This is a genomic window from Candidatus Pelagibacter sp. HIMB1493, assembly GCF_052047995.1.
Lineage (GTDB): Bacteria > Pseudomonadota > Alphaproteobacteria > Pelagibacterales > Pelagibacteraceae > Pelagibacter.
This window is the reverse complement of record NZ_JBNAIP010000001.1, coordinates 1,249,612-1,268,381: the sequence shown is the minus strand read 5'-3', so window position 1 is coordinate 1,268,381 and position 18,770 is coordinate 1,249,612. Positions and strand designations below refer to the sequence as shown.

Here is an 18,770-nt window from a genome sequence, read left to right as displayed (position 1 = left end):
ATGAAAAATCTTAATAACAAAAAAATTCTTTTTATTATTTGTGGTGGTATTTCAGCTTATAAAAGTCTTGAAACGATTAGATTATTAAAAAAAAATGGTGCAGAAATAAAAACTATACTTACTGCTAGTGCTAAAGAATTTGTAACTCAATTATCAGTAGCATCATTATCTCAAGGTAAAGTTTATAGTGATTTGTTTAGCTTAGAAAACGAAACTGAAATGGATCACATTTCACTTTCTAGATGGGCAGACGTTGTTATCGTTGCACCAACTACAGCAAATACAATTTCAAAATTAGCACAAGGTTCTACAGATGATTTGGCTTCTACTGTAATACTTGCTTCAAATAAACAAATTTATTTAGCACCAGCGATGAATGTTAGAATGTGGGAACATAAATCTACAAAAACTAATTTAAAAAAATTAAAAGATTTTGGTTATAAGTTTATTGGTCCAGAAATAGGAGATATGGCATGCGGAGAATACGGACAAGGTAAGATGTCAGAACCATTAAAAATTGCGGATGAATTAAACCAATTTTTTTTAAACCAAAGTCAAAATAAAATATTTAAAGCTTTAGTTACTGCGGGTCCAACAAATGAGTATATCGACCCTGTGCGTTTTATAACAAATAAATCAAGTGGCAAACAAGGATATGAACTAGCTAAATGTCTATCGAAAAAAGGTTTTGATACAACACTGATTTCAGGACCAACTAATCTAGAAGTAGAAAAAGATATTAAACTCATTGAAGTTGAAACAGCAGATGAAATGTTTGCTGCTACACAAGAGAATTTACCTGTAGATGTAGCAATTTTTTCAGCAGCAGTATCAGACTTTAAAGTAAAAAATAAATCTCAAACAAAAATAAAAAAAGAAGAAGCATTAAATTTAAATTTAGAAAAAAATATTGATATTTTAAATTACATATCAAATCATAATTCTATGAGGCCTGAAATCGTGATTGGTTTTGCAGCAGAAACAAACGAAGTTTTAAAAAATGCAGAAGAAAAATTAAATAAAAAGAATTGTGATTGGATAATTGCTAATGATGTTTCTAAAAAAAATATTGGATTTAACTCTGATTATAATGAAGTTGTAATCCACTACAAAAATAAATCTTTAAAAAGTGAAGTCCTACCATACAAAAGAAAATCTGAAATTTCTGAAGAAATAGTTGATAGAATAATTGATCAATTAAATTAATGGCAAAAATCCTTGTTAAAAAATTAGATCCTTCAATAGAGCTACCTGCCTACAAAACAGAAGGAGCTTCGGGAATGGATCTTATGGCATTTATAAAAGAACCTATTATACTTAAATCCCAAAATTCTTGTTTAGTTCCAACTGGAATTGCCGTTACTTTTTCAAATGAATTTGAAATTCAAATACGACCTAGATCAGGTTTAGCAGCAAAAAATAGTATTAGTGTTTTAAATACACCAGGAACAATAGATAGTGATTATAGGGGTGAGATAAAAGTAATACTTTACAATCACGGAAAAGAAGATTTTTTAATAAACAATAAAGACAGAATAGCTCAAATGGTTCTTGCACCAGTGATAAAAATGAATTTAGAAGAAACAGATGAGCTCCCAGAAACAATTAGAGGCGAAGGCGGATTTGGCTCAACAGGAAAATGAGCAAAAAACTAAACAAAAAACAAATCGAACGTTTTTCAAGACAGATCATATTAAAAAATATTGGTATTTTAGGTCAAAATAAAATTACAAATGCAAAAGTATTAATAATAGGCATGGGTGGTCTCGGGTGCCCAGTAGCAGAATTCTTGACTAGGTCAGGGGTTGGCTCATTAGGAATTGTGGATCATGATCGAATAAGCCTTTCAAATATTCATAGGCAGAGTTTATTCAATCAGAAAGATTTAAATCAACTAAAAGTCAAAATAGCTAAAAAAAAATTAAACAACATTAATTCTTTAACAAATATAAAAATTTTTAATTACAAATTAAATAAATCTAATTTTCAAAAAATTATTAAAGATTACGATTATATTGTTGATGGAACTGATAATTTTGAAAGTAAATTTCTAATTAATGATTTAAGTTTAAAGTATAAAAAGTTTTTGGTAACTGGTGCTATAAGTAAATTTGATGGTCATATCTTTACATTTAATTTCAAAAATAAAAAAGAACCATGCCTTCGATGTTTTTATCAAGAGGAAAAAATATCAGATGAAATACTCAATTGTGAATATGAAGGAATCCTGGGAACTGTAGCGGGAATAGTTGGCACGATGCAAGCTAATGAAATTTTAAAAAATATTTTAAATATAGGCCAAAGTTTAAATAATTATATTTTAATTATTGATTTATTAAATTTAAATTTTAGAAAAGCAAAAATTAAAAAAAGAAAAAACTGTCTATGCAATTAATTATAAGAATAATTTTAATTTTTATCTTATCAATTTCAATAAGTTCAGCTGATGAAATATTTGTTTCTTTAAAAAAAAATAAAGTAAACGTTAGGTACGGTCCAAGTTTTGATTCTGATGTAAAATATGTTTACAAAAAAATTAACCTTCCTTTAAAACAAATAGATAAAAAAGAAAACTTTAGAAGAATTATAGACCTTAAAAATAATGGTGGGTGGATACATATATCTCAATTAAAAAAAAATAATTCTGCAATAGCAACAAAAGATAAAATTTTATTTAAAAACCCTACATCTTTTGCAAAACCAATTGCTCTTATTAAGGAAGGTAGGTTATTAATTTTAGAAAAGTGTGAACAAGAATGGTGTCAGATAACATCTGGAAAATTTCAAGGTTGGGTTAAAACAGATAATTTCTGGGGATTTAATTAACTAAAATCAGCAGCAAGTGACTTTTTGTTCTCTAAAGACAGCTTGGTAGTATGGGAATATTCTTTATGGTCTATTCCTATTTCAACTTCAATTTCTTCAGATTTAAATTTAGCTATTTGGTCATCTGAAAAATTAAAATGAATAAATTGAACTGAAGAAGCTTTTCCTTCAGCTGATGTTCTATCAACATCTTCCTCTGGTATAGCTTTTATTTTTTCTCCATTAATTTTCATAAACACTGTTTCTTCTATTCCACCCACTTTTCCTAGGAAAGCTGCACGTGATATAGGATTGTCTATTTCAAACATCAAAGTAGCTGTTAATTCTTTACCATTTGGTATTAGAGGATTGTATGCTGATAACTCATCTTTAAGTTGTTCATCTCCACCTTTTTCAATATATAACATTTCTTGAACTTGAGCTAACATTGTCTCGTAACTTTCAAAATAAAAAGTTGCATAAGGACCTAATGCAATTCTTCTATTTTTTTTAAAATCAACAATATTTTTTCTCAGTTCTCTTCTATTTTTTGTGTAGACATCCAATGGCATAATGTCTTCTTTTTGTATCTCTCTTTTTTCTCTAGGCATAATCATAATTTATAACTTTTAGCCATCAATTCGATAGGATGTAGTGCCTCATCATTGGAGATGTTAGTATCCACTTCTAGCTGCTTCAAGTGCTTACCTGCTAAAGGACAATCAGAAGCCATGTACTTGTTGTTTTTTGTTTTAATTTGTCTTGCAGTTGGTCTTCCTACTTTATTGGCCAGATCATGTGTTTCTTTCATCACACCAAAAGTTCCACCATGCCCAGCACATTTCTCTACAACATCAATTTTAACATTCGGGATAAGTTTAAGCATATCTCTGGCTTTGATACCCATGTTTTGTGCTCTTGCGTGACACGCATGGTGCACTGTCACTCCACCATCTATTTCTTGTAAACCATCTGCTAATCCCTCATTGTTTGCAATATCAACAACATACTCATCAATATCCATAACGTTTGCAGATAATTTTTTTATTTTATCATCATTAGGTAAAAGCAATGGCCATTCAAATTTTAACATTAAACCACAACTAGCGGTTAATGTAACAACTTTGTAACCTTTGTTAATCCATTCAACTAAATCTTTAGAAACTTTTTTTGCCTGTTCCACAACTTTAGGAAGATCAGCTTGCTCTAAGAATGGCATTCCACAACATCCAGGATAGGCTTCTTGAACTTCTACACCATTTTTCTTTAGAACTTTTAAAGCTGCAACACCCGTATTTTTTTTATTAAAGTTAACAAAACAGGTAGAATAAATTACAACTTTTCTATCATTAGTTTTTGTCTCGTAGTTTATTTTGTCATTATTTTTCTTAAAAAAGTTAGAGAAAGTTTCTGAATTGTATTTTGGAAGTTGAACCCTTTTATCGATACCAGCAACTACCTCTAATATTTTTCTGAACAACTTATTTTTTATATCTGATGCCCAATTAATTATTTTAGAAAATAAAACCCCAATTTTTGCGTTTCTATCTATTTGGGCTAATTGCATTGGAACACTTGGTAATTTACCTAATTTTTTTTGTGCCGTTCTGTACCTCAACATTAAATGAGGGAAATCAAGATCAAAATCATGAGGAGGTACATAAGGACATTTGGTCATAAAACACATGTCGCAGAGAGTACAGGCATCAACAACCGGAGCAAATTGCTCACTTTTTAAACTTTCTACGTCTTCATTTTCAGACTCATCAATCATATCGAACAATTTTGGAAAGGAATCACAAAGATTAAAACATCTTCGACATCCATGGCAAATATCAAACACTCTTCGCATTTCTGCATCTAATTTTTCAGAATTTAAAAAATCTGGATGCTCAAAATCAATAGGGTGACGAATTGGGGCGTCTAGACTTCCTTCTTTGCTCATCCGATTATATTAGAAATTATAATTAATGATAAAGAAACTAATACCACTGGTTCATTAAACCAGTCTTTTAATAATTGTAAAAGTTGCTCTTTCATTTTTTTTGATTTTATAAATTTTGTTAAATTTAGTGGGCGGTAAACGCCCACTAATTAATGTCATTTAGGCAATTGACTCTAAAGTTTTTTGAAATTTACCAGCATGAGATTTTTCAGCTTTTGCTAAAGTCTCAAACCAATCTGCAATTTCTTCAAAACCTTCTTCTCTTGCAGTTTTAGCCATACCTGGGTACATGTCAGTATATTCATGCGTTTCTCCCTCAATTGCTGAAGCTAAATTTGCTTTAGTTTCACCAATTGGTTTCCCAGTAGCTGGATCTCCAACTTGTTCAAGGTATTCTAAGTGACCATGTGCGTGACCAGTTTCACCTTCTGCTGTTGATCTAAATACTGTAGCTACATCATTATAACCTTCGATGTCAGCTTTTTGTGCAAAATAAAGATATCTTCTATTTGCTTGACTCTCACCAGCGAATGCTGCTTTTAAGTTCTCTTCTGTTTTACTTCCTTTTAAAGACATTTTTTTCTCCTTAATTTAACTTTATAGACCATATAGTGTCTAAAACTTTAATGTCAATAGTTTAGAATTATTATAATCTAGATTTTATATAATTGATTTAATTGAATTATTTTTGAGTTTGATTATCACTCGCAACTTTAACCAAAACTTCAACTGAATTTATTTTTTTTCCTGTAATATTTTTTTTAATATTTACTGGGTCTATATCATTTTCATCACAATCTATTAGCTGATGAGTATCTTCATCATAAAAATGATGATGCACAGATGTGTTTGTATCAAAATAACTTTTATCGCTGTTAATCGAAATTTCTTTTAAATAACCTTTTTTCTGAAATGCATGAACAGTGTTGTAAACTGTTGCTAAAGAAATTTTTTCATTCATCTCCTCAGAAATCATTTTTACGAGATCATTGATTGTAAAATGAAAAGTTTTTTCTCTATTAAATAGAACTTCACACATTTTAACCCTTTGTTTAGTGGGTCTAAGTCCTAAATCTCTTAATTTTTCAACAAAATTACAGTTTTTTACCATTTTATTTTATAATTATTCTAATGTATGAATAAAAATATACAGTTTTATTATATTATATTGGCATTAAATCAAGTAATAAGGTCTCTCAAAAAATATGAAAAAAAATTCCTACTCATATGACGATCTAATAAGTTGTGGAAATGGTGATCTTTTTGGACCAGGTAATGCAAAATTACCACTTCCTCCAATGTTGATGTTTGATAGAATAACTGAAATAAACGAGAATAATGGAGCTTTCAATAAAGGCTCTTTAAAGGCTGAATTAGATATAAAAAACGATCTATGGTTTTTTGACTGTCATTTTAAAGAGGATCCGGTCATGCCTGGGTGTCTAGGTTTAGATGCTATGTGGCAACTAGTTGGATTTTTTCTGGGCTGGTTAGGAAATCCTGGCAAAGGTAGAGCTCTAGGAGTTGGTACTGTAAAATTTACTGGTGAAGTTTTACAAAATGTTAAAAATGTAAGGTACGAAATAGATATGAAAAAAATTATGTCGCCAGGTGGAACAACTGTTGGTCTTGCCAATGGAATTGTACTTGCTGATGACAAAAAAATATATTCAGCAGAAAGTTTGAAAGTGGGGTTATTTAAATAATGAGAAGAGTAGTAATTACAGGCTTAGGAATTGTCTCTTGTTTGGGAAACAACCAAGAGGAAGTTTATCAATCATTAATTAATTCAAAATCAGGAATTTCTTATGCTGAGGAATATAAAGAACATAATCTTAAAAGTCATGTTCATGGCAAACCAAATATAAAATTAGAAGATCATATCGATCGAAAAACAATTAGATTTATGGGTTCAGGTTCAGCTTATAATTATATTGCAATGAAAGAAGCTATTGAGGATTCTGGATTAGAAGAAACTGAAGTTAGCAATTTTAAAACTGGAATAGTTATGGGTTCTGGTGGTCCATCAATTGAAAATGTTATTTTGGCTGCGGATAAAACGAGGGCTAAAACTCCAAAATTAATGGGACCGTTCATTGTTCCAAGAACAATGGCAAGTACAGCTTCTGCAACACTTGCTGTTCCATTTAAAATTAAAGGAACCAACTACACAATGAGTTCTGCTTGCGCAACAAGTGGCCACTGTATTGGTAATTCAATGGAATTAATTCAAATGGGAAAACAAGATGTTGTTTTTGCAGGTGGAAGTGAAGAAGTTCATTGGGCTATGACGGCAATGTTTGATGCGATGACTGCTTTATCATCAAAATATAATGATGCTCCCGAAACAGCATCAAGAGCATATGACAAAACAAGAGATGGTTTTGTGATTGCAGGTGGTGCAGGTGTGTTAGTGCTAGAGGAATATGAACACGCTAAAGCAAGAGGTGCTAAAATATACGCAGAATTAACTGGTTATGGAGCAACTTCAGATGGATACGATATGGTAGCTCCATCAGGAGAAGGTGCTGTCAGATGTATGCAAATGGCAATGTCTACTGCTAAAAATAAAATTGATTATATCAATACTCATGGAACTTCCACTCCAGTTGGAGATATCACGGAGCTAAATGCAGTTAAAAATACTTTTGGAGACAATATCCCAAAGATTAGTTCGACAAAATCTTTATCGGGACATCCACTTGGTGCGGCTTCAGTTCATGAAGCAATTTACTGTTTGATAATGATGAAGAATAATTTTATAGCTGGCTCTGCAAACATAAGTGAGATGGATGAAGAAGCTAAGAAATTTCCCATAGTTTCAAAAACTGAAACGGGGGCAACTTTAAATACAGTAATGTCAAATAGCTTTGGTTTTGGTGGAACTAATGCAGCTTTAATTTTTGAAAAGGTTTAATTTATGAGTTTAATGAAAGGCAAAAAGGGATTAATCATGGGTGTTGCAAATGAAAGATCTATTGCCTGGGGTATATCTCAAAAACTTGCTGAGGCAGGAGCTGAACTAGCATTTACATATTTAGGTGATGCTTTAAAAAAAAGAGTAGTTCCTTTAGCAGAAAAATTAAACTCAAACGTTACATTTAGTTGTGATGTTGAAAAAAAAGAAGAAGTTGTAAAATTATTTGAAGATATCAAATCCCAATGGGGTGAAATAGACTTTGTAGTTCATGCAGTTGCTTTCTCTGATAAATCAGAGTTATCAGGTGAATATTTAAATACAACTAGAGAAAACTTTTTAAGAAGTATGTTAATCTCATGCTTTTCATTTACTGAAGTAGCAAAAGAAGCTTCAAAGGTAATGAAACAAGGTGGAAGTTTATTAACTTTAACTTACGAGTCTACTAAAGCAATTCCAAATTATAACGTAATGGGTGTTTGTAAATCAGCTTTAGAAGCTAGTGTTAAGTATCTAGCTCGAGATTTAGGTGCCAAGGGCATGAGAGTAAATGCAATAAGTGCGGGACCTATAAAGACGCTAGCTGCATCTGCAATCGGAGATGCGAAATTCTTATATAAATGGAATGAAGACCATTCTTTTCTAAAAAGAAACGTCGATATCCATGATGTTGGTAATTCGGCACTATACCTACTAAGTGACCTTGCAAATGGAGTTACTGGTGAAATTCATTATGTAGATGCAGGATACAACAAAGTTGGAATGCCCGATCCAAAAAATATTAAATAAAACTTATTCAATTTATTTAATTACTTTATCTTTTTATAGCTAACCTCACGCTTTCATCAATTCTGTTTAACAATAAGTTCTCATTATTTTTTTTCATATATTCGTCAGTTGCTTGACGGGCACCTCGACACCAACCATAATCATCAATCACTAAAACTCCTTCCTTTGTTAAAATTGGATACAAATGTTCTAGCTCGTGATATGTTGAATTATACCAATCGGTATCTAGCCTTAGTAATGATATTTTTTTAGGTATAATATTTGGAATTGTCTGTTCTACGGGCCCTTTAACAAACACAAAGTTTCTCTCAGGATAATCTGTTGCGGAAAAAATATTATTTTTAACATCATCAACATTTCCTCCATATCCCCACAATGGTGCTTCTATTCCCCATTTTGGTTTTTTTTTGTAACCTAATTTTTCAATTTGATTTAATGAATCCTGATCCCATTTTTTTTTAAGAATTTTTCCATGCCAATCAACATCATTATTATCGGGTTCTGTCATTCCAGTAAAAGTATCATATAAAAAAATTTTTCTTTCAGTATCTCCAAAATATTTTAAAGATAGAGCCATAAGTATTACAGAGCCGCCACGCCAAACACCACATTCAACAAAATCTCCAGGAATTTTATTTTTAACTAAATAACCAATTGATTTAAAAAGTGAATATGATGGCTCTATTCCTCTTCCAATAGTCATTGTATATGGTGCAAATTTAGCAATAGTTTTAACGAAAAAAAGATCATATGGATCACCCTTTATGATATCTCTATAACTAAATTTTTTTCCATCAGGTAAAGTTATGGTTAAAATAGATTTATCTTCATCAAATTTAATAGAACCTTTAGACATTACTTTATTACAAATGTTCTTATCATAAAAACTGAAAACCTCTTGTCCATTTATAAAAATAAATATATTTACATTAGTTTTCGAACTAAAAAAGGCATTCTAATAGAACTCCTTAACAATTTAACTAAGAGTCTACTTGTTTCATAGAAAGTTTAACTTTACCTCTATCAAAGCCAATCACTTTAACTTTTACCTCATCGCCTTCTTTGACAACATCGGTTACTTTAGCAACTCTTTTATCTGCAAGTTCTGAGATATGAACAAGCCCGTCTTGTTTTCCTAAGAAATTAACAAATGCACCAAATTCCATAATCTTCATTACTTTACCTGAATAAATTTTATTCAGTTCAGCTTTTGCAGTTATGTCTTTAATCATTTGCATTGCGATGTATCTAGACTCTTCATCTGGAGCAGCAACTGTTACCACACCTTCGTCATTAACATCTACTTTCGCACCTGATTTTTCAACTATCTCTCTGATTGTTGCACCACCTTTTCCAATGACAGCAGCAATGTCTTTTTTATCAACATTAACTTGTTCCATTTTTGGAGTGTGTTTTCCAACATCAGATCTTGAAGCTGATAATGCTTTATTCATTTCTCCTAAGATATGAACTCTTCCATCTTTAGCTTGGCTTAATGCTTGCTCCATGATTTCAAATGTAATACCTGTAATTTTGATATCCATTTGAAGAGAAGTAATTCCATCTTTAGTTCCAGCAACTTTAAAATCCATATCCCCTAGGTGATCTTCATCACCTAAAATGTCTGATAAGACACTAAAGTCATCACCTTCTTTAATTAAACCCATTGCAATACCTGCAACTGGCTCTTTAATTGGCACTCCCGCGTCCATTAACGCTAAAGAAGTTCCGCAAACAGTAGCCATAGAAGAAGAACCATTAGACTCAGTTATTTCTGAAACTACTCTAAAAGTATATGGAAATGCCTCTTTCGTTGGTAATGAAGAGTTAATCGCTCTCCAAGCTAATTTACCATGTCCGATTTCTCTTCTACCAGTTCCAATTCTTCCAGTTTCTCCAACTGAAAAAGGAGGAAAATTATAGTGAAGCATAAATCGTTCTCTCTGAAGCCCATCTAAACTTTCAATTCTTTGTTCGTCATCAGAAGTCCCTAGAGTTGCAACAACAATTGCTTGTGTCTCACCTCTAGTAAATAATGCAGAACCATGAGCTCTAGGTAAAATACCCACTTCACACTCGATAGGTCTTACATCAGATAAACCTCTTCCATCAATTCTATTTTTATTTTTTAGGATATCAGTTCTAACAATTGATTTTTCTAGACTTTTTAGCTGACTGTTAACATCAAGATCTGTGTAGTTTTCATCTTCCTCATAAAGTTTTTTAGCTTTATCAGTAATTTCAGAAATTTGATTTGATCTATCTTGTTTATCTCTTGTAGCAAAAGCTTTTTTAAGATCTTCAGTAAAAGTTTCCTCAAGTTTTTTCTTAACTTCAGACAAATCTTTTTTCTCAACTGTCCATTCAGGTTTTCTACATTCTTTTGTAAGCTCCTCAATCATTTCAATCACTGGAACAAAGCCTTCATGACCAAATTTAACTGCATTTAACATTTCTTCTTCAGTTAAACCGCTTGCTTCTGACTCAACCATAAGCACAGCATCTTTTGTACCTGCTACAACTAAATCTAATTTTGATTTTTCTAACTCTGCTTTAGATGGGTTTAAAACATATTTTCCATCAATAAATCCAACCCTTGAGGCCCCTACAGGTCCCATGAATGGCATTCCTGATATAGCTAATGCTGCTGATGAAGCAGTGATTGATAAAATATCTGGTTCGTTTTCTTTGTCATATGAAATTACAGTTGGTAATAACTGTACTTCATTTTTAAATTCATCAGGAAACAAAGGTCTGATTGGTCTATCAATTAATCTAGAGATTAATGTTTCACTCTCAGTTGGTCTTGCTTCTCTTTTAAAATATCCACCTGGAATTTTTCCAGCTGCATAATATTTCTCTTGGTAGTTTACAGATAATGGAAAGTAATCCATATCAGGATTTACTTTTTTTGCCCCTACTACTGTTGCTAGTACGACTGTCTCTCCGCATGTTGCAATTATTGCACCGTCTGCTTGTCTTGCTACTTTACCTGTTTCTAAACTTATCTTCTTTCCCGCTACTTCAATTTCCTTCTTGTATACTTTAAACATTTCATTTCCATTTCGTTTCGTTCGTTTCGTTCCATTCTATCTATCTTGACTTCTATTTTCTTAAATTCAATTTCGACAGTACATTTTTGTAAGAATCCATTTTGTTTTTTTTTAGGTATTCTAACAATTTCTTTCTTCTATTTACCGCTCTCAACAATCCAACAGATGAATGTTTATCCTTCTTGAATTGCTTAATATGCTTCGAGAGAGTTTCAATTTTCTCTGTTAGCAAAGCAATTTGAATTTCTGAAGATCCAGTATCTTTATCATGCATTGCTAATTCTTGTGCTTTTTTATTCATGCCTCTTTCTTCCTATTTATTTGTTTGTTTTATTAAGTTTTCTATTTTTTCCGCATACTCAAAAGACTCATCTTTTCTAAAAAGTAATTTTGGTAAAAATTTCATAACCACTTTTTGTGATAAAATTTTTCTTATTAAAAATGAGTATTCTTTCAAAACATTAATTGTTTCTTCAGCATCTTTTCCTCCCAATGGAAGAACATATGCTTTAGCAATTTTTAAATCAGGACTCATTCTAACCTCAGTAACTGTTATAGTATTTGTTTCTAAATTTGGCACCTTAGCCTCATTTCTTATAAAAATCATGCTTAAAGACTGCTTAATCATCTCTCCAACTCTAAGCTGTCTTTGTGATACTGGTTTTCCTATTCTATCAGCCATTAAATTGATCTCTCTGTAGATGTAACACTGAATGCCTCTATTGTGTCGTTTTTTTGGAAATCCATATAATCTTTAACGGTAATTCCACATTCTTGACCATCACTAACTTGTTTTACTTGATTTTTTTCTCTGAAAATTGTTGAAACTTTTCCTGTGTAAATTATTGCCCCATCTCTAATAATTCTCACATCAGAATTGCTATTTATTTCACCTTCTGTAATTTTTGAGCCTGCAACTTTTCCAGCACCTGAAACTTTGAATATCTCAAGAATTTGCGCTGTTCCGGTAATTGTTTCTTGAACATCAGGAGATAATAGTCCAGACATTTTTTGTTTAACATAATCCAAGACTTCATAAATGATATTATAAGAAGAGATTTTTATTTTTTCATTTTCGGCAAGTTTTTTAGCTTCTTTACTCGGTTTAACATTGAAGGCTATTAGAACGGCATTAGATGCTTTGGCCAATGTAACATCAGTCTCAGTTACCATTCCAATATCTGCTAAAATTATTTTTGGTTTCACTTCTTCATGTTTAATTTGAGCAATTGCATTTTTGATAGCCTCAGATGATCCTTGTACATCGGATTTAATAATTAAATTTAATTCCTCAGAAGACTTATCTGAAAAAGCAGAATCTTGTGTTGCAAAGGTTAACAGGTTTTTTCCATCTTTGCTCTCTTGAGCTCTATTTTCACTCAAAGTTTTAGCTTCTTTTTCAGTGTCTAAAACAATAAAATCATCTCCCGCTTTAGCAGCACCATTTATCCCTAAAACTTCTACAGGGGTTGATGGTGGAGCCTCACTAATATTTTGACCTTTATCATTAATTATTGCTCTAACTTTTCCCCATTTTAAACCACTAACAAAAAAGTCGCCCTTTTTGAGAGTACCTGTTGTTACAATAATATTCGCAACCGGTCCTCTCCCAACGTCTATTTTTGATTCTAAAACGATTCCTGTAGCTTTAGACTCATAATCTGTCTTAAGATCTAAAATTTCAGCTTGTAAAATTATAGACTCAACTAACTTATCTAAATTTTGTTTAGTTTTTGTAGAAACTTCAACCATTAAAGTATCACCAGATAAGTCCTCTGCTATCAATTCATGTTCAAGTAATTGGTTTTTAATTTTCTGTGGATCAGCTTCAGGAAGATCACACTTATTTATAGCAACTACAATTGGAACATTCGCAGCTTTTGCATGTTTTATAGACTCGACTGTTTGTGGCTTAACTCCATCATCAGCTGCAACAACCAAAACTACTACATCTGTTAGTTTTGACCCTCTAGCTCTCATTTCTGTAAAAGCTGCGTGACCTGGAGTGTCTATAAAAGTTAATTTATTATTTTGACTTTCAATTTGGTATGCTCCTATATGCTGAGTAATTCCACCAAACTCTCCTGAAACTACATTTGCACTTCTTAAAACATCTAAAACAGAAGTTTTACCATGATCAACATGACCCATAACAGTAACAATAGGTGGTCTATTTTTTAAATTTTCTACTCTAGTAGCCTTTATTTTTTGAATAATTTCTTCTGCTTTTTCTTCTCTTATTGGATTATGTCCAAATTCTTTAACTAAAAATTCAGCTGTGTCAGCAGCTAAAGATTGATTAATTGTTACAGTTACTCCCATTCCAAATAAATATTTAATTACATTGCTGGATTGCTCCGCCATTCTATTGGCTAGCTCTCTAACAGTTATTGCCTCTGGAATATTAATATCTCTTTTTACTGATTTTGAATTTTCTTGCGCCTCTTCTTTGGAAGTGTTTTTCATTTCTTTTTGTCGAGCTCTTTTTACTGATGCTAAACTTCTTTCTCTTGCTTCTATTTCATCACTTAATGCTCTTGAAACAGTTAATTTTAATTCTCTTTTTTTTGTTCCAGCTTTTAATGTTTTTTTATCTTTTTCACTATCTCCCTTAAGTCTTTTGGTAGCTCTTTGTTCTGCCAGTTTTCTTCTTTCAAAATCGCTTGTAATTGGAGGAGATTTTGGTGCAAAAAATGGTTTCAATGGTGCACCTCTATTAAATGAGGTAGTAGATTTTGATTTTCCTACACCAGGTCTAAACGATCCACCTCTATTAGTGAATTTTCCACCTTGCTTTTCAATTACTCTAGAATTTTTTCCTTGAGTTTTAGCTATCTCAATATTTCTTATAGATTTCTTTGCAGAGCCGGATATTGTTAATTTTGTTTTTTTCTCCATTGCTCATCTCTCAATCTTTATAAATTATATTTCTAGCAGACATAATTAATTCATCTGCCTCTTCTTTAGATAAAGCAAAATCCTCTAGATAACCCTGAATTTTAACTCTCTCTCCTTTAACTACATCGTAGCCACCAGTAAGTTCATCAGATGCAAGATCTGCAAAATCTTCTAATGTTAATATTTTTTGTTCACCCAATGTAACTAACATTCCTGGAGTTAGACCTTTGAAGTTGATAAGAGCATCTTGTAGACCGAGCTCTTTAATTCTTTCCGATATATCTTCTTGATCTTTTTGATGAAACTCTTTTGCTCTTTCAATTAACGCTATAGCTGTTTCTTCCTCAATTCCCTCTATTTTAGTTAAATTTTCTGGCAAGCTATCTTTAATATCGTCTATTGTTGAAAAACCTTCAGCAACTAATAACTGACCTAAAGTTTCGTCCAATTCTAAGTTTTTAACAAAGTTATCTGTTTTTTCTTTGAATTCTAACTGTCTTCTCTCGGAGTCTTCCGCGTCAGTCATAATATTAATTTCATAATTTAACAACTTGGTTGCCAATCTTACATTTTGACCCCTTCGACCAATCGCTTTACTCAAATTTTCTTCAGTTAAAATCACATCAAGTTTTTTTCTTTCTGCATCAACATTGACTCTTTGAACTTCTGCGGGTGACAAAGCATTTGATACTAATATTGCAGCATCCTCTGACCAATTCACAATATCAATTTTTTCTCCTTGAAGTTCATTTACAACTGCCTGAACTCTAGAACCTCTCATACCAACACAAGCTCCAACAGGGTCTAATGATGTATCAACTGCTTTAACACAAATCTTTGCTCTACTTCCAGGATCTCTTGAAGAAGATTTAATTTCGATTAATCCATCATATATTTCGGGAACCTCTTGAACAAAGAGTTTTTCCATAAATTTTGGGTGAGCTCTAGACAAGAAGATTTGTTGACCTCTTGGCTCTCTTCTTACGTCATAACAATAAGCTTTTACTCTATCACCAGCTTTAACATTTTCTCTAGGAATTAATTCATTTTTTTGAATGATTGCTTCTGTTCTACCTAGATCAACAATAACACTTCCAAATTCTAATCTTTTAACAATACCACTTAAAATTGTATCTTTTTTATCAATAAAGTCATTAAATTGTCTTTCTCTCTCTGCTTCTCTAACATTAAAGCTTATTACCTGTTTTGCAGTTTGAGCAGCTATTCTACCAAAATCAAAAGATGGTAGTGGCTGAAGAACTTCATCACCGATTGATTTATCTTTATTATTTTCATTAAGACTTATCGCATCTTCTAATTTTATTTCTGTATTTGCGTTTTCAGGATTTTCAGAAATAACAAGTTTTCTGAACAATTCTATGTCTCCATTATCTCTATTGATTGAAACTTTAATTTCATTTTCTTGACCAAACTTAGATTTAGCTGCTTTAGCTATTCCTGTTTCCATAGAACTAATTATAAGTTCTTTATCTATAGATTTTTCCAAAGCTACTGCTTCAGCAATTCTTAATAATTCTAATTTATCTGCTCTTTTATTTAACATTTTTTAACTACTCCAAAAAAAAATGGGCCAAGGCCCATTTTGATAATTCAACAATGTAAAGGCAATATAGTAAAGTTTTTTTTTAATTCAACAGAAACTATTTAGAAAAAACATCGATTTTATCAGTTTTTTCCCACGAAAATGATCCATCATCTCCTGGAGTTCTTCCAAAGTGACCATAGGCTGCTGTTTTTTCATATATAGGTCTATTAAGGTTTAACATCTCTCTAATTCCTCTAGGACTAAGATCAAAATTTTCATTAATCTTTTCAACAACAAATTTGTTTTTATCTAAATCATTATCAAACAAATCAACATAAATTGATAGAGGTTTTGAAACTCCTATTGCATAAGCTAACTGTATCAAACATTTATCTGCTATTTTTGAAGCAACAACATTTTTAGCAATATATCTTGCTGCATAAGCAGCCGATCTATCTACTTTTGTAGGATCCTTGCCTGAAAATGCTCCTCCTCCATGGGGCGCTGCTCCACCGTAGGTATCTACAATAATTTTTCTTCCCGTTAAACCACAGTCCCCATCTGGACCACCTATTACAAAATTACCAGTTGGGTTTACATAAAACTCTTCTTCATTAAAGTCTTTAAGAAATTTTTCTGGAATTGATTTTAACATATACGGTCTTAATAATTCTCTTACCTGAGATTGATTTACACCAGATACATGTTGAGATGATATAACAACAGATTTTACTTTAGTTGGTTTACCATCAGTATATTCGAATGTAACTTGGCTTTTTGAGTCAGGTTCGATATTTTTTAATTTACCAGATTTTCTATCCTCAGCCATAAGTCTTAAAATTTTATGCGAGTAATGAATTGGTGCAGGCATAAATACATCTGTTTCATTACATGCATAACCAAACATTATACCTTGGTCTCCGGCACCCTCATCTTTGTTTCCAGATGAATCTACACCCATTGCAATATCGGCAGATTGAGAATGCAAATGACTTTCTATTTTTGTTGCTTCTTTCCAGGTAAATCCTTCCTGATCATATCCAATATCTTTTATACAATTCCTTACTTTTTCGATTAAAACATCTTTTTTAATCTCAGGTCCTCTTACTTCGCCTGCAAGCACAACTTTGTTTGTTGTCGTTAAAGTTTCACAAGCAACTCTTGAATTAGGATCTCCAGAAATATAACTATCAACAACCATATCAGAAATTCTATCTGATACTTTATCTGGATGTCCCTCTGAAACTGACTCACTTGTAAATAGGAAATTTTTTAAATTACTCATTTTTAATTTTATTAAATGAAAATATTAAAAAAATATACAATAAAATTATTAAACCAAAAATTTTATTCCCATATTTAGAAAAGGGTGTTGATTGAATTTTTCTCATTTTCGTAAAATCAATATATCCAACTTCATTAAACTTAATTTTTTCCTCAACGATACCGAGAGGATTTACTATTGCAGCTATTCCGTTATTAGCTGATCTAATTACGTATTTTCCACTTTCGATAGCTCGAAATATACTGTGAACAAAGTGTTGTTCTGGTCCTATTGATTGACCAAACCATCCATCCTCTGAAATATTTACTATTATATCAAAGTTATGATTTTTATATAATTTTCCAGAATAAATTATCTCATAACAAATTAATGGTAAAAATTTTATAGAAAAATTATTTTGATTTAACTCTATAATTTCCCTTTTATGACCTTTTGTGTAGGATTGATAATTGTTAGTTAACGATTTGAGACCTACTTTTTTTAATAAATTTTCCATGGGTAGAAATTCGCCAAACGGTACAAGATTTATTTTATTATAATAATTTAATAAATTAAGGTTATGGTCATAAACCGATAAAGAATTGTAATACTTAACTTGATCATTAACTTTTGATTTATTGTTTATACCTAAGATAAGTAAATGATTTTCGTTAAAACTTTCATTAAATAAATAATCATAACTTTGAATTTGATCCTGTGAAATTCCAGGCAATATACCTTCTGGCCAAATGAAAATTATTTTCTCTTTCTTGTTTGGTGAACTAATATTTATAAGATCTTGTATACTTGATAAAGGCCCTTCTCCTGAATAAAACCTATCTAAAGAAATATCAGTACCAACTAATCTTATTTTATAATCAAGTTTTTCAACATCACTATTGTAAAAATCCTGCTTATTTGAATATCCAAAGAAATAAAATAATAAAAATATTGAAGGTAAAATTAAGCAAAAAATTAAATCTTTTTTGTCATTCCGTAAAATGAAGAGCGCAGGACTTAGAAACAAAGTTATACAAAATAAGTTGAAAGAATATGTACCTATTAAAGATGTTATGCTTAAAATTTCTAAATGATTTGAAAAACTATATGCAATTAAGTTCCAAGGAAAACCAGATAAAATTGAACCTCTAATGAATTCTAGAAAACCAAAGATTACAGAAAATAACAAAATTGAACTCAATGTTTTATTTGGTTTAAAGAAAATAAATAAATAACATACAAAACCGTAAAATATCGCAATAAAAGAAGGAACTAAAATTAAAGCAAATGGAATTAAAAATTTAAAATTTTCATCAAATGTTAGTGAAATAGAGATCCAATATATATTTGTTAAAAAATATCCAAATCCAAATAACCAGCCATAGAAAAAAAATAATTTATGTTTGTTCTCTTTTCTTTTTATTAAAAAAATAAAGAATAAACTAAAAGATAAAAAATTAATTATTAACAAATTGAAAGGTGGTAAACTTAGTGAAGTTATCACTCCAAGAAACAATAAATAAACTATGTCAATATATAAATTTTTTTTCAAT

19 protein-coding genes are annotated in these 18,770 nt (G+C 31.1%); 7 read left to right on the top strand and 12 right to left on the bottom strand.

Features of this window, described 5'->3' with window-relative positions; genetic code table 11:
• The 4 genes from coaBC to ACTTBK_RS06740 are packed head-to-tail and all read left to right on the top strand — an operon-like array spanning position 1 to position 2,826.
• Positions 1-1,206: a bifunctional phosphopantothenoylcysteine decarboxylase/phosphopantothenate--cysteine ligase CoaBC gene (coaBC, locus tag ACTTBK_RS06755; protein ID WP_440619265.1), complete on the top strand. Its 1,206-nt coding sequence runs from the start codon at positions 1-3 to the stop codon at positions 1,204-1,206.
• A complete protein-coding gene (gene dut / locus ACTTBK_RS06750) occupies positions 1,206-1,643 on the top strand; it encodes a dUTP diphosphatase (RefSeq protein WP_440619264.1) in 438 nt (145 codons plus the stop codon). Before coaBC ends, dut begins: the two co-directional genes overlap by 1 nt.
• Entirely contained in the window at positions 1,640-2,395 is a 756-nt protein-coding gene (locus ACTTBK_RS06745; protein ID WP_440619263.1) for a HesA/MoeB/ThiF family protein, read from the top strand. The genes dut and ACTTBK_RS06745 overlap by 4 nt, the downstream gene beginning before the upstream one ends.
• Positions 2,386-2,826 (top strand): SH3 domain-containing protein, encoded by a 441-nt coding sequence (locus tag ACTTBK_RS06740; protein ID WP_440619262.1) that lies wholly within the window; start codon positions 2,386-2,388, stop codon positions 2,824-2,826. The genes ACTTBK_RS06745 and ACTTBK_RS06740 overlap by 10 nt, the downstream gene beginning before the upstream one ends.
• Here ACTTBK_RS06740 and ACTTBK_RS06735 read toward each other — a convergent pair.
• The 4 genes from ACTTBK_RS06735 to ACTTBK_RS06720 form a co-directional block, all read right to left on the bottom strand.
• Entirely contained in the window at positions 2,823-3,416 is a 594-nt protein-coding gene (locus ACTTBK_RS06735) for a DUF3501 family protein (RefSeq protein ID WP_440613544.1), read from the bottom strand. The two genes, ACTTBK_RS06740 and ACTTBK_RS06735, sit on opposite strands and share 4 nt — an antisense overlap.
• A gap of 2 nt (positions 3,417-3,418) precedes the next feature.
• On the bottom strand, positions 3,419-4,750 hold the full coding sequence (locus tag ACTTBK_RS06730) for a (Fe-S)-binding protein (RefSeq protein ID WP_440619260.1): 1,332 nt from the start codon (positions 4,748-4,750) through the stop codon (positions 3,419-3,421).
• 159 nt (positions 4,751-4,909) lie between these two features.
• On the bottom strand, positions 4,910-5,326 hold the full coding sequence (locus tag ACTTBK_RS06725; protein ID WP_262590070.1) for a rubrerythrin family protein: 417 nt from the start codon (positions 5,324-5,326) through the stop codon (positions 4,910-4,912).
• A gap of 106 nt (positions 5,327-5,432) precedes the next feature.
• Entirely contained in the window at positions 5,433-5,861 is a 429-nt protein-coding gene (locus tag ACTTBK_RS06720; protein WP_262590069.1) for a Fur family transcriptional regulator, read from the bottom strand.
• A 94-nt stretch (positions 5,862-5,955) separates the two neighbouring features.
• Between ACTTBK_RS06720 and fabA the strand changes: the two genes are divergently transcribed.
• From fabA to ACTTBK_RS06705, 3 genes are read left to right on the top strand one after another with little or no spacing between them, the layout of a single operon-like run.
• Complete coding sequence (gene fabA / locus ACTTBK_RS06715; RefSeq protein WP_428079165.1) at positions 5,956-6,456, top strand: bifunctional 3-hydroxydecanoyl-ACP dehydratase/trans-2-decenoyl-ACP isomerase; 501 nt, start codon at positions 5,956-5,958, stop codon at positions 6,454-6,456.
• Complete coding sequence (fabB, locus tag ACTTBK_RS06710) at positions 6,456-7,667, top strand: beta-ketoacyl-ACP synthase I (protein WP_440619259.1); 1,212 nt, start codon at positions 6,456-6,458, stop codon at positions 7,665-7,667. Before fabA ends, fabB begins: the two co-directional genes overlap by 1 nt.
• Positions 7,668-7,670: 3 nt before the next feature.
• Positions 7,671-8,456: an enoyl-ACP reductase FabI gene (locus ACTTBK_RS06705; RefSeq protein ID WP_440619258.1), complete on the top strand. Its 786-nt coding sequence runs from the start codon at positions 7,671-7,673 to the stop codon at positions 8,454-8,456.
• 25 nt (positions 8,457-8,481) lie between these two features.
• Here the strand turns inward: ACTTBK_RS06705 and ACTTBK_RS06700 are convergent, their stop codons facing one another.
• The 8 genes from ACTTBK_RS06700 to lnt all read right to left on the bottom strand — a co-directional run bounded on the left by ACTTBK_RS06700 (position 8,482) and on the right by lnt (position 18,769).
• Complete coding sequence (locus ACTTBK_RS06700; RefSeq protein ID WP_440619257.1) at positions 8,482-9,312, bottom strand: TylF/MycF/NovP-related O-methyltransferase; 831 nt, start codon at positions 9,310-9,312, stop codon at positions 8,482-8,484.
• A gap of 124 nt (positions 9,313-9,436) precedes the next feature.
• Positions 9,437-11,509, bottom strand: a complete 2,073-nt coding sequence (gene pnp, locus ACTTBK_RS06695; protein WP_440619255.1) for a polyribonucleotide nucleotidyltransferase — start codon at positions 11,507-11,509, stop codon at positions 9,437-9,439.
• Positions 11,510-11,561: 52 nt separating this feature from the next.
• Entirely contained in the window at positions 11,562-11,810 is a 249-nt protein-coding gene (rpsO, locus tag ACTTBK_RS06690) for a 30S ribosomal protein S15 (RefSeq protein WP_075485648.1), read from the bottom strand.
• Positions 11,811-11,822: 12 nt separating this feature from the next.
• A complete protein-coding gene (gene rbfA, locus ACTTBK_RS06685; protein WP_075485631.1) occupies positions 11,823-12,191 on the bottom strand; it encodes a 30S ribosome-binding factor RbfA in 369 nt (122 codons plus the stop codon).
• On the bottom strand, positions 12,191-14,407 hold the full coding sequence (infB, locus tag ACTTBK_RS06680) for a translation initiation factor IF-2 (RefSeq protein ID WP_440619252.1): 2,217 nt from the start codon (positions 14,405-14,407) through the stop codon (positions 12,191-12,193). The genes rbfA and infB overlap by 1 nt, the downstream gene beginning before the upstream one ends.
• Before the next feature lie 10 nt (positions 14,408-14,417).
• On the bottom strand, positions 14,418-15,971 hold the full coding sequence (gene nusA / locus ACTTBK_RS06675; protein ID WP_440619250.1) for a transcription termination factor NusA: 1,554 nt from the start codon (positions 15,969-15,971) through the stop codon (positions 14,418-14,420).
• Positions 15,972-16,068: 97 nt separating this feature from the next.
• Complete coding sequence (gene metK, locus ACTTBK_RS06670; protein WP_440619249.1) at positions 16,069-17,238, bottom strand: methionine adenosyltransferase; 1,170 nt, start codon at positions 17,236-17,238, stop codon at positions 16,069-16,071.
• Positions 17,231-18,769, bottom strand: a complete 1,539-nt coding sequence (gene lnt / locus ACTTBK_RS06665) for an apolipoprotein N-acyltransferase (protein WP_440619248.1) — start codon at positions 18,767-18,769, stop codon at positions 17,231-17,233. Before lnt ends, metK begins: the two co-directional genes overlap by 8 nt.
• Position 18,770: the final 1 nt, after the last annotated feature.